The organism is Virgibacillus sp. LDC1 (genome assembly GCF_025792345.1).
GTDB classification, from domain to species: domain Bacteria; phylum Bacillota; class Bacilli; order Paenibacillales; family Paenibacillaceae; genus Paenibacillus_AQ; species Paenibacillus_AQ lautus.
Genome location: NZ_JAOXLZ010000005.1, coordinates 210,795 through 222,962 on the forward strand (window position 1 = coordinate 210,795; position 12,168 = coordinate 222,962).

The following is a 12,168-nucleotide window of genomic DNA, read 5'->3' on the forward strand; positions in this document are numbered from 1 at the left end:
TTAGTCTAAAGGGAACAAGGCAGCACTCGGACGGATCTTCTATAAGGAATCCCAAATCGACTTTTAACGAGGAACTGACGTCAATCATATTGACGCCAGTTTCTTTTGTTAGATCGTCCTTTACACGAAGATTAGAAGGTCGATCCTTCTAGAAGAGGATATCAGCTGGCCTCCACAGAATAACTTGAAGCTGCAATCATTTTAGAGATTTGAAGGGGATTTGAAATGAAGACAAAATTGATCATGGTCGAGGGTCTGCCGGGATTCGGTAAATCGACGACATCCCGTATGATTTATGATATTTTAACCGAACGAAACATCGAAGCCCGACTTGTAATGGAAGGGGATGTTGACCATCCGGCAGATTATGAGGGAACGGCGTGTTTGGCTGAAGAGGAATTCGGGCGGCTGCTGCAAGCCGCAGGCTCCTTTAAAGAAATATGGATCGAACGGGCCGCCAAAAAAGGCAGCTGGTATCTCCTGCCCTACCAGAAGCTGAAGAACGAATACGGTACCTCTTTTCCGGATGACCTATATCATTCCTTGTCCAGGCAGGATATTTACGAGCTTCCGCTGGACCTCAATAGGAGACTCATCACCGAACGGTGGGAGGCATTTGCGGAGCAGGCGTTGCATGAACCTGTTGTCATGATTTTTGAGTGCTGCTTCATTCAGAACCCGGTGACCGTCGGCATGGTGAAGCACGATGAGCCGGAAGACCAAGTGACGGACTACGTGCTGGGGCTGGAAAAAGCGATCCTTCCGCTAAATCCCCTACTGTTCTACATTGAGCAGAACGACCTGGAATACGCTTTCCGCAAGGCCATTCGGGAACGCCCGGAGACTTGGTATTCAGGGTTCGCCCATTACTACACTGGACAGGGCTACGGCAAACATCACGGTCTAGACGGCGTCGAAGGGACTCTGCAAGTATTGGAAGCTCGGCGCGAGCTGGAGTACAGGATCTTGGACAGGCTCGGACTGAATAAAGAGCGAATCAACAACTCCCATTATGACCATGAGACGTACAACACCATGTTGATGGACAAGCTGAAGCTGCATGGGGTTATCCATTAACAGGATTTTGAGTATAAGGAAGGACGATTTGATGAGGCACTTTTTAACGATCATGCTGCTCTATATGACGGCTCTATTAACAGGCTGCGATAAGGGCCCCGGTTGGGAAACGATGCAGCTTCTGGACGAAGAGGTCGTCGAAATCCGGATTTCGGCATTTGAGTCGTGGGACGAGATGAACGGGGATACACTGCTGTCTTTCAAGGATACGAAGGCTGTAAGGGTATTTGAGGAAGCGATCCGTACTGCTCGCAAGCAGGCGGATGCTGCCAAACGAACGGCCCCGGATTACGATGTGATGGTCATCTATGCCCAGCAATCTCCAATTCATGCCATCAAGCTGTGGCTAGGGGAAGAGGGAGAGGAAAGTGTGTTCAGCTACGGTTTCAAAGATGGGGAGGAAGCTGTATATGTGGCCTCGGCCCAACATTCTGATCTGATGAGAGAACTCATCTTGCAAGAGGGGCGCTAACGCAGTTAGCGGAGTGAATCTTTCTCTTTTTAGTAGGTTATTCGATCCCTATACCTGTCTTGGGAATCAATGATTAACGCCGAAAGCCCCAAATCCCATAATATGACGGTTGAGATGTATAAAATCAGGGTATTGGGAGATGAATGGATACCATCATCAGGAGGCGATGAAGTGAACAAGAAGAACTACAAGTTGAAACATATGGCCGGAGCGTTTCTTGCTGGAGCCATGCTGTTTTCAGGATTTTCGCTGGCGGCTGCGAATCCCGAAGGAACCTTAGAAGCGATTAAACACACGACGTCTAAAATAAGCTACTACGTCAACGGCAAGGACCATTCGACACCTGCCGGCCAATTTATGAACCAAGGGACGGCGGCCCCGGATTCCATTATTCACAACGGCACGACCTATGTGCCTGTTCGCATGGTTTCTGATCTGGTTGGCCAACCGGTGTATTGGGAACAAGCTTCCAGGACGATCTCATTGGGACTTCCTGTGGTCAAGCTGTACAATGCGACGGGCGAGTCTGTTGGTTCCGCTACCTTGGAACAGATCAATGACGGGGTGAAGGTAAAGATCACCGCATCGGGCCTCACACCCGGCAAGCACGGATTCCATGTACATGAGAATGTGATCCAAGGTGGAGATTTTAAATCTGCCGGAGGGCACTTTAATCCAACCGACAAGCATCATGGCCTTGAGAATCCGCAAGGAAGCCATGTCGGCGACATGCCGAACCTGGTCGTAGGCGCAGACGGTAACGCGGAAGCGGAGATGATCATTCAGCATGGAACTCTTGAAAAGAACCAGCCGAACTCGGTGCTGGGACGTTCGCTGATCATTCATGCCGGCGAAGATGACGGCGTAACCGATCCATCGGGCAATTCCGGCGACCGTGTGGCCGGGGGGAATATCCCGGAGTAACCTGACTAGCTCCAGGTAACATGTGGTTTGCAGCATATGAAATCCAGTGAAAAACGCATCTCTTTAGGAGGTGCGTTTTTTTATTGATTCACTACTAATCGTCCATTACTGTTTACAAACCGCTCCTTCGTTTCGGTTATACTGGAGCGGTTCTTCTATAATCGAAATCAAGATATACATCGAGTCGAACATCTTAAGCCAGACGGAGCACACGAAGGAAGTCATCCTTGCGGAAGCTTTGCAGTAAGATTCGGGGCATGTCAAATTAGAGGCAGGAACCCCATTTAAACTCTCCGCATCATACGTGCTAAAATAGAACCATCATACGGAGTTATTGGAGGTATCTTCATTGATCATTCAACTGGGCGATTTTGAAGTGAATTCCGGGCAATTGGTTGTCGCGGATCCTTGTTATGAATTGGATACGAACATTATTATCATGGGTGTGTTGGAAGCCGTATTGAATGGAACCTGGGTAGGGGAAGTGGAGAAGGTGGAGATCCCGGACTGGGGCGAAGCCAACGCTAAGCTAACGGCTTACCATCGTTCGGCAGCTGAACAGGGGGCATTCCTGGAGTGGATCAAGTGTCCATTTGTAGCTGGGGTGGATAGCGGGCAGGTTGGGATTTTTGATATTCAAAAGTACCGGATTCCTGACTCGGATGCGACATCGGACACCTCGGATACGGATACGGAATGGTATTACGCGTGCTGCGACATCACCGAGAGCGGGGAAGAAGCGGGCGTTCTGGATGGAGGCGTCGTATCTCGAACCGGTATGGGCGATGGTGCATACGGCGTGTATAAGGCTGTGAATGAGCAGGATCAGGTGGTTGGCGTAAAAATTGTGTTTATTAAGAAGTAGTCGAGTGCTATAGGAAACTGAATAAGAGCAAGTGCAAACAGCCATGGAAGGTAACCCTTTTGTGGCTGTTTTACTGAATGAACAGAGGAGGCGGAGCAGCTCTTAGAGGAGTTACAGGAAGGTTAGCGAATAAATAGGGAATCCACTTTAAATCGAAGGTGATTCCATGAGTTTTAGGATTAACAAGAGTGAGCAGCACGCCAAGAAGGCTCTACCTGCATACCTAATCGGTCTGTTCGGAATGTTATTGTCGGTAGTCATTGCCCTCGGCATATTGAGTCTGACGGACTTCGAGTTATATTCGTATTCCATCTTGTTTGTTCTTCCTTTGGGTGCGATTGCCTTGGGTATGATTTCAACGTCGGTTTATACTTGGCGAATCGTAAGCAGAGGCTATAAGCCGTCCAGGCAACATTATGTGGTTTCATTTCTCATGGCGTTCATCACCTTTTTCTTGATTCAATATGGTGAATATCAAACAACGTATGTAACTGAAGAACATACGATCAATCATCAGTTTAAAGGGGAACCTATCCGCAACTACACCGATGAGCAGGATAATGTCCTCACGTTTCCCAATTACCTTGCCTTTAAACTGAAGACTGGCGAAACAAGCTTCATACACCGTGGCGGCGAGGTCATTGAAATGAATTCATCCTCAGGTTCCAACTGGTTCAGTTGGAGTTTGAGCCTTGTTGGATTCCTGTTGGGTAGCACATTTCCAGGCTGGTTCTCCCAGCAGGGCACGCTGCACTGTACGGCATGCAAACGAGCGTATGTGACAGAACACAAGCTGGGAGAGCTCACCTTTGAGAGAGTCACTGAGCTCCACGATGTTCTTGTTCAAGAAATCCAATCCGATAATTTCAACGCTTTTATAGACATCGTCAATCGATATGATATTTTCAAAAACGATGAAGCCCATGATCTTCAAGAAACCTACGGCATTAATATAGGTGTCTGCCCAAACTGCAACCATGGATATGTAATCATGAGACATTACTCTCGCATTGATGCAGAAGGAGGCTCTTTCAGCGAAGATAATAAAAAAATCGTACTTCCAACTACGGGGGCGTTTGCTGCACAGGGGTTTCGTTATGTGAAAGCGGTGTAACTTTTAAAGGCTCCGCCTACAAATTTGTTTGATGGATGTTGCGGAATCATCGTAAAAGCAATGGAACCTCAAGCAATATCTTAGCCGAGCGAAAACTCAGGGCCGCTCCCTGTATTCGCTCGGTTTTTCTGTTATAACATGCCTCCTTGAACTTGAAACAAAATTGAGACAGTCTTTATTCCATTGTTATATTACACTTAATTGAAGTTGTTGAATTTTATCAGATCACGTCGTGTTTCTATGACTCATCGATGATTGTACTGATGCAAAGGAGAAACCTGTTTATGAAAAAAATGTCCATCATGCTGGCAGTAACGCTCATTTTTTCGATGGTGCTTGCTCCCTTGACTTCCGCTCTGCCAGTGGTCCGGGCCGGAAACGACTCGGTCCCGGCCGAAGCGGACGGTTGGGTGTGGGTCAAGACCGCAGAAGAACTGGCTTATATCAATCGGAATCAAGCATCTTACCTGGATCGGAAGATCCGATTGACCGACGACATCGATATGACCGGGTACGATTGGTTGCCCATAGCCGATGAAGCGACCGTCTTCAGCGGTATTTTCGACGGAAGGGGACATCGGATCGAAGGTCTCACCATCGATGGAGGAGCTCTACAGTATGTCGGCTTCTTCGGCCGCGTATCGGGGACCATCCGTAATCTAAGCATTTCCGCACAAGTCAACGGCGGCAGCTATGCCGGCGGTTTGGTGGGACATCTGATGGGCGGCAGCATCATCAACTCGCATTCACAGGGCACGGTTACAAGCGGTAATACGGGTACTGGGGGCGTGAGCGTAGCAGGCGGGTTGGTCGGGACGGCCTATGGCGATTCGACCATTCTTCGTTCCTCTTCATCCGCTGCCGTTAAGAGCGGCAATGCCTCCAATCAGTATGCCGGCGGGCTGGCCGGTTCTCAGGGAGCAGGCAGCATCATTGAGTCGTATGCCACCGGAACGGTCACGAACACGGCGGGCGATCACTATTTCTTTGGGGGCGGATTGGCCGGACAATTGATATACGGAACGATCGATAATAGCTATTCTTCGACTGCAGTCATGCAATCCGGAAGCGTCACCTATTACACAGTTGGCGGCTTTATCGGAATCATGACGTATGCATCGATCAACGCTTCGTATTACGATAACGTTGCATCGGCTCAAGCCATCGGCGTTGGTAGCGGGGATACATTGGGGGCGCCGCATCTCACAGGCCTAACCACCAACGAGATGAAGACTGCCTCCAATTATGGCGGCTGGGATTTTGCGAATACGTGGGCCGTCGATGCCGGTGTTAATGGAGGTTATCCTTTTTTGCGTCCCGTCATCTTGACAACCGATCTGCCGCGGGCGGTCAAGGAAGATCCTTATTCGAGCGCGATTGACGCTTTCGATGGTTCAAGGGGAGGGCTGACTTGGAGTGCCTCTGGGCTTCCCAATGGCCTAACGATGACTGCCTATGGCACGATTGAAGGCAGCGCTACGGTGAGCGGCACGTTCCCGGTGATGGTTTCGGCGACGGATGCGGGCCAGAACACCGTTAGTGAGGTGCTGACCCTGTACGTGGATGAATCAGCACCGGACATCAACGAGCTTGATATTAGTCCAGGCAGAGTGAACGGTTCGACAAGCGTGATGGCTGTTTCAGGCGATCCGGGGCATACGTTTGCTTATCTACTCGGGCCGGATGCCGGTATACGCCCCTTATTGGGGGATGCGCTGCCTAGCGAAGCGGTCTCCTACTCGTTAGGAGCGGACATTGTGGATCCCATTCCGGGTCAATATCTTCAGGTGTTTGAGTTTGATACACTGCAGCGCATTCAGGCATGGAGCAGCGTACAGGTGGAAGCCGTCCATATTCGAGACCAAGTCCGCGTGACGGGAGTGACGCTGGATCAGACAGCATTGTCCCTTACGGCAGGAGGTGCTTCACAGAAGCTGACAGCCGTACTTGCGCCGGCGAATGCGACGAACCAGACGGTATCCTGGAACTCCAGCGATTCAGCCGTCGCTCAGGTGGATCAGAGCGGTGAGGTGACGCCGATCGCGGAAGGTACGGCGGTCGTTACGGTGACAACCGCCGACGGAGGGTTCACGGCCACCGCAGCAGTGACGGTTCAGTCGGCTCCAGCGGCTGCGGGGACCGTGATCGGCGCAGTCTACGGTACAGGTAACACACCGCTGGCCGGTGCGGCGGTATCGGTGGGCGGTACGAAGGATACGACCGACGCCGAGGGGAGATTTGCGCTGAATAACGTAGCGGCAGGCCGCCATGCACTCACAGTGACGGCAGCAACGTATAACGATTACGCGACAACCGTAAATGTGTTAGCTGGGGAGACGGTCGACGTAGGACGCATCGATTTGAGAGCTGCCAATACCTCAGAACCGGAATCCCCATCCTATAGCTGGGTTCCTCCTGTTCCTCCCCCTATCCCTACACCGGACCCAAGGACGGTCGTAACGATCAACGGCAAACAAGTTCGGGTAACCACCAAAAAAGAGCAGGAGCATGACGGACGCACCGTTCTGAGAGTGATACCGGGCTCCGAGATGGTTCGGTCATGGGTCGCTAGCGAGGACGATATCGTCATCGACATCGACAATGAGGATCCGGTGGTGAAGGTCGATCTTCCTGTTGAAGCACTGCAGGTTCTCCTTGCGGCGAAGCCGAATGCAGCGATTCGAATTGGGGTAATCGGGGCAAGCTACCGCGTTCCGCTGCACGTGCTAAGTGACCTCCCGAACCGAGTGACGGTAACGGTCGTTATTGCGAAAATGACGGATTCCGCAAGCCGCGAGCTGGATGAGGAATTGACCCGCCAAGGGTATGACATGCTGGCGGAGCCGACGAGCTTTGAGTTATACAGCGACGGCGAAGTAAGAATTGAAGCGGAAGGCACGTATTTGAAGAGGGCATTCTCAATGAACGCTGCGACAGAACCCGACCGTTCCACCGTCGTATGGGTAGACGGCGCAGGGAAGCCGCGCTTCGTCCCTTCCGTTTTTGAAGGGGAGACAGCGACTTTTTATTGCGCATATAACGGTGTGTTCACCGCGGTTCGCTCCAACCGAACCTTCGAGGATATCCAGGGACATTGGGCGCAAAGCGACATCGAGCGGATGGCGAACAAGCTGATCGTGAACGGATCGGCTGACGGCACGTTTGATCCTAACCGTACGGTAACCCGCGCCGAGTTCGTCGCGATGCTCGTGCGTGCACTCGGACTGGCCGAGAAGCCGCAGCTTTCTTCCTATTCGGACGTGGGGTCAAAAGAAGCCTGGTATGCCGGTGCGATAGGCGCCGCATCCGCGGCCGGCTTGATTGAAGGTTACGCTGACGGTTCGTTCCGACCGGACGCTAGGGTCACGAGAGAGCAGGTGGCGGTTATGCTGGGCAGAACCGTTCGATATGCCGGCGAGCTTCCACCGCCGGATGCCTCCGCATTGGAACGCTTCGCGGACCATGCCCAGGTATCCGGGTGGGCCAAGGGACCGGCTGCCGAGCTGCTGGCCGCAGGCGTGATCGAAGGCGTCGGGAATGCTGCGTTCGCTCCGCAGGCGTTTGCCACGCGCGCCCAAAGCACGGTTCTCTTAAACCGAATGCTGCACTATTTGAATTTCATTAATTAATTGCAGCTGAACAGCTGACGCGTACATTCTAACCGAGAATGTGCGCGTTTTTTGCGTTTATTCCGTAATGGAGCCTATTCGTAGACTCGAAACATAGTATAGTATAAAAAAATAGCAGGTTTATTAGTTGTAAGATTCAACGGGCGAGAAGCGGATGGAGTGAGGATGTAACGAATGGAGAAGATTTCAAAACATCGCATCATCGGTTTGGATCGGGAAATGAAGAGTTTCACGGATTGGCTGGCGGATTCCCGGGCGCAGACATCCATTTTTTCAATATCAGGGATTGGCGGTATTGGCAAAACAACGCTGCTGCTTCAGATGGCCCGCACGGCAAGGCAGTCCTCGGTGCGTTCTCTTTGGCTGGACGGGCAAGGGGGCTTAACGACGTCGGGCGCTTTTCTTGCGAGTCTGGAGATGAGTCTGGCAACCGAATACGGCAGAACCAGGGCTCCGGAAAACGCGCTGCTGCCATACATCGTTAACGAGCTTCAGTTGCAGCGTACCGTGCTGTTCATCGACAATGGTGAAGAGATCGCACAGCTGGAAGGGTGGCTGTTCTCCAGCTTTCTCCCTGAGTTAAAGTCTGCCCGCGTGTTGATCGTATGTGCCTCACGCAATGGATTGCCGCTCAAGTGGCAGACGAATCCGGAATGGAAATCCCAATTGCATAGCTTCCCTTTGCGGCTGTTTACGCGAGAAGAGGTCTACGATTATTTAGGCGGCAGCGGCTTGGGTGTGGAAATGCAAAGGGTTATTGCCGAGAAGACGGAAGGCCATCCGTTGTCGCTTGCTTTGACCGTGGATCTGCTGCTTTCCGAATCTGCGGAACAGTGGGATGTATGGCGAGAGGTTCCTGCTGTATTGAGCGCCGAATTTTTGCGGGAAGCGGCTTCTCCCGGCGTGTACCGTGCGCTGACGGTTTTGTCGCTTCTGCCTGCAGCCGACGAGAAGCTGCTGAACCGGTTGTTGGACGCACCCTTGGAAGGGGCGGACTATTATCATCTGAGGGCACTTTCGTTTGTACGGGATACGGTGGATGGGGTATTGCTGCACCAGGTCGTCGCTCGAATGTTACGGGATGACTTCGCTCGCAGAAACCCCGAACAATTCGAAGCGGTTCGCCATCAGGCGTTCGTTCTGCTGGCGGAACGATTCCATTCGGTCGATCAACGGATGCAGATGCGCCTGAGCGCCCACATTTTGGAGCTGTACCGCGAATTTCTTCCCCCGGCCCATGCGTATGCCAATTTCGCATCAAGCCTAAAGCCCGGCGAACAGAAACCGTTCGGGCAGGAGGATCTGCCGTATTTGCAGCGTTTTTTGAAGGCGTCTATTCTCGGTTCCGACTGGCAGTCTGAACTGGTTGAACCTGCCGATTGTCCGGTTTTGCTGGAGGAGCTTGCAGCTCATTTTCCTGAGGGAATCTTTATCGTGCGGGATGAAAAAGGGAAGCCGCTGGCGTTTTGCGCAGGCGTATGGCTGCATGCCTTGAGTTTGCCATTGTTGGAACGATATGCGCCTGGGTGTAGGGGGATGCTGGGAGAAGAGGCTTCTTCGCTGCATCGGCTTCCTCCGGAGGCAGCCGATACGATATTCGTGCTGTTATCCGCGGTAAATTCCGAACAGAATTTGTATCGTCCCGAAGAGTTGGGGGCTTTGCTGATGCAGCAATGGCTGGTTCATATGACTGGCGGTCTGCGGGGGATTTTGGCGGCGGGGGATCCGCAGTTGAATTCTTTATTGTCGATTCTGGGATTCAAAGCATGCGGGAAAGCGACGGGATCTAAGGGCATCGAATTGACGACATGGGAGCTTGATTTTAGGCAAACAACCTTTGATCAGTGGATTCAGCGGATCATCCGGCAAACGGAGACAGCAGCAGGTCAACCGACATATCAACGGGAGGATGAGTTTCCCCCGACCATTGATAGAAGCGTAATGAAGCAAATGCTGGAACGGCTGTTCGACCCGGACAAGCTGGAGGTACTCCCTATCGTTCGGCGATTGGGTTGGGACGGGATGCAGGTGAGGGACATCATCCAAGGGATTCTGGCTGACGCACGTTCGATGGAACCTTTGACGCTATTGGAGAAGGAAATTCTAATCGCAAGTTATCTGCGCAAGGACCGGAACAAAAGCCAGCTCGCAGCCTCCTTCCATATGAGCAGAGCCACCTTTTACCGCCATACGCGTTTGGCAGAAAAGCATCTGGCTTTTGTGCTAAGCGATTTGGTGAGGTCAGAGTTCTGAGCACATTAGATAAGATATAGGATCAAATAGCCCGTTTATGCGGGCTCCTGCATAGGATTCCCAGCGGAAAAACGCATCTCTGTAGGAGGTGCGTTTCTTACATGAAAGGCCCCAATCTTCCAGCTTGTAAACTCTAATGCCTTTGATATGAAGGACTCTGGAACCTTTTCCATATCCTAGAAGATAGGTACAATAAGGTCCAATGAAATATTGGAGAGGATGCAAATGCCTAGAATACTGGTTCCGCCCGAGGTATTGATTCGGGTATCGGAGGAAGCCGCCAGGTCAGCGGAAGAGCTGGAAACGACCAAGAATCGGCTGGACCAGCAGATTACGTATATGATGTCTTCGTGGGAAGGAACGACCCGTTCGCGGTTTTTTGAAGATTTTCAGCACGCCCACGGCGAAATGAATAAAACGATTGAACATCTGCGGATCATCGGCCAGGAGTTGAAAACCATTGCCTTTCGGTTTATTTCAGCCGATATGCATGAAGATCTCATGCTCACGGCAGCTGCAGCGAGCGCTGCTAATGAACCCAAAACGTTCTGGGACCATGCGGGGGACTTCTGGCAGGGGCTGCAGACCGGTGCCAAGACCGTGGCCAATTCGGTAAAGGATACGGCGACCTCCTTAGTAGAAGATCCGCTTGACACCGCTAAGGATATGGCCTATAACATGACCATCGGGGCGGTCGAAGAGGTCGTCGACACGGCGGTTTGGGGAGGCAAAATGATCTTTGATGCCGACACCCAGGAGAAATTCGCCGCAGACGTCGAGGCGTCGGGCGGTGCGTTCAATTTTGCCGGACAGCAAGCAGCCATGACGATCGCCGGCTTGGTCGGACGCCGCTTTGGTGTGAAGACTCACCCACACCTGAAGCATGATTCGGGTGGGGATGGGGGGACCGGGCAGGGGGGAACGGAACAATCTCCAGTCCCAACAAAACCGGGTGGAGGAAGTAATCCAAATGATTTTGTTAACCCGCACTCTGAAAAGCACATGTTTGATCCAAGCAAGCCCTCAACCCCTAATCGTACACAATATGGTCAAGATGTTGATGTAGAGGGATTAAGGCAAGAAACCATGACTAATCCTGATAAAGCATATTCAAACTGGCCGAATCCTAATAACCCTAACTCTCAAAGAATAACCAAGTATTATAAAGAGTTTGACGGTAACATTAGTACTCCTGACACGGTAACAGGAAGCCATAGAGTATTTGAAAACTTGGATGACCCTACGAGGAGTTCCCATTTCCCTTACTTTCCAAGAAAATAAATTTGGGTGGTGTAAAAATAAAATATGAATGACTTGTTGTATCATGCTTACTTATCTGAAGGTCATGAACACCATGTTTCAATGCAAGAGATTATGTCAGTCGGTATTAACTTTATGACTAAATCAAACAACAGATATAGCAACGGTGGTAGGGTAAATCTTGAGATTACAGAACGGTTCAGACCTTTGAATACACCAGATTGGGTTAACTTCAACGAAGCAATCGGAGTAGATCTGGTTAGTCGTTTTACTAAATCTTTTTGTTTCCCGGTGTTTACGAATAGGATCCTAGTCTTTGATGGTGATATTTCTCTTTCTATATACGATCAAGCATTTTATGAGGATTTGAAGGATACCGATGAAGAAGCACTGAATTTTGATACAGGTGAAAGTATTGAATATTGGATAAACTTGTATTGGGGGAGTCTGATGACACTCGAACAATACAATGCAACGAAACCATATTCAAAGCCGGAAGTATTAGTCTTTGACTCCATTCCTAAAGAGATTATTCAAGTCTGTGAATAATAAATTTTTGAGCCTTGGACTGGCT

9 protein-coding genes are annotated in these 12,168 nt (G+C 50.9%); all 9 read left to right on the top strand.

What is annotated here, in order from left to right; translation table 11 throughout:
* Positions 1-225: 225 nt before the first annotated feature.
* The 9 genes from OHJ21_RS25600 (at position 226) to OHJ21_RS25640 (ending at position 12,143) form a co-directional block, all read left to right on the top strand.
* Positions 226-1,077, top strand: coding sequence for a P-loop NTPase family protein (locus tag OHJ21_RS25600; RefSeq protein ID WP_100540433.1), 852 nt, complete (start codon positions 226-228; stop codon positions 1,075-1,077).
* A gap of 31 nt (positions 1,078-1,108) precedes the next feature.
* Complete coding sequence (locus OHJ21_RS25605) at positions 1,109-1,549, top strand: YhfM domain-containing protein (RefSeq protein ID WP_486021524.1); 441 nt, start codon at positions 1,109-1,111, stop codon at positions 1,547-1,549.
* Positions 1,550-1,720: 171 nt separating this feature from the next.
* Positions 1,721-2,473 carry a superoxide dismutase family protein gene (locus OHJ21_RS25610; RefSeq protein WP_486021525.1) on the top strand — a complete coding sequence of 251 codons (753 nt, stop codon included), beginning with the start codon at positions 1,721-1,723 and terminating at the stop codon, positions 2,471-2,473.
* Between the two features lie 349 nt (positions 2,474-2,822).
* Positions 2,823-3,338, top strand: a complete 516-nt coding sequence (locus tag OHJ21_RS25615; RefSeq protein WP_486021526.1) for a DUF4241 domain-containing protein — start codon at positions 2,823-2,825, stop codon at positions 3,336-3,338.
* A 166-nt stretch (positions 3,339-3,504) separates the two neighbouring features.
* The gene (locus OHJ21_RS25620; protein WP_486021527.1) at positions 3,505-4,452 is read left to right on the top strand and encodes a hypothetical protein; all 948 of its coding nucleotides are present in this window, start codon (positions 3,505-3,507) and stop codon (positions 4,450-4,452) included.
* 284 nt (positions 4,453-4,736) lie between these two features.
* Complete coding sequence (locus tag OHJ21_RS25625; RefSeq protein ID WP_486021528.1) at positions 4,737-8,081, top strand: S-layer homology domain-containing protein; 3,345 nt, start codon at positions 4,737-4,739, stop codon at positions 8,079-8,081.
* Between the two features lie 174 nt (positions 8,082-8,255).
* Entirely contained in the window at positions 8,256-10,334 is a 2,079-nt protein-coding gene (locus OHJ21_RS25630; RefSeq protein ID WP_486021529.1) for a bacterio-opsin activator, read from the top strand.
* Between the two features lie 225 nt (positions 10,335-10,559).
* Complete coding sequence (locus OHJ21_RS25635; RefSeq protein ID WP_486021530.1) at positions 10,560-11,615, top strand: WXG100 family type VII secretion target; 1,056 nt, start codon at positions 10,560-10,562, stop codon at positions 11,613-11,615.
* A gap of 24 nt (positions 11,616-11,639) precedes the next feature.
* The gene (locus tag OHJ21_RS25640) at positions 11,640-12,143 is read left to right on the top strand and encodes a DNA polymerase III (RefSeq protein WP_394058846.1); all 504 of its coding nucleotides are present in this window, start codon (positions 11,640-11,642) and stop codon (positions 12,141-12,143) included.
* The last annotated feature ends 25 nt before the right edge of the window (positions 12,144-12,168 follow it).

What these genes read in the sequence shown, in the direction of transcription:
- OHJ21_RS25605 (WP_486021524.1), top strand. Translation starts at nt 1,109, where the DNA reads ATGAGGCACTTTTTAACGATCATGCTGCTCTATATGACGGCTCTATTA.
- OHJ21_RS25625 (WP_486021528.1), top strand. Translation starts at nt 4,737, where the DNA reads ATGAAAAAAATGTCCATCATGCTGGCAGTAACGCTCATTTTTTCGATG.
- OHJ21_RS25620 (WP_486021527.1), top strand. Translation starts at nt 3,505, where the DNA reads ATGAGTTTTAGGATTAACAAGAGTGAGCAGCACGCCAAGAAGGCTCTA.
- OHJ21_RS25640 (WP_394058846.1), top strand. Translation starts at nt 11,640, where the DNA reads ATGAATGACTTGTTGTATCATGCTTACTTATCTGAAGGTCATGAACAC.
- OHJ21_RS25635 (WP_486021530.1), top strand. Translation starts at nt 10,560, where the DNA reads ATGCCTAGAATACTGGTTCCGCCCGAGGTATTGATTCGGGTATCGGAG.
- OHJ21_RS25600 (WP_100540433.1), top strand. Translation starts at nt 226, where the DNA reads ATGAAGACAAAATTGATCATGGTCGAGGGTCTGCCGGGATTCGGTAAA.
- OHJ21_RS25630 (WP_486021529.1), top strand. Translation starts at nt 8,256, where the DNA reads ATGGAGAAGATTTCAAAACATCGCATCATCGGTTTGGATCGGGAAATG.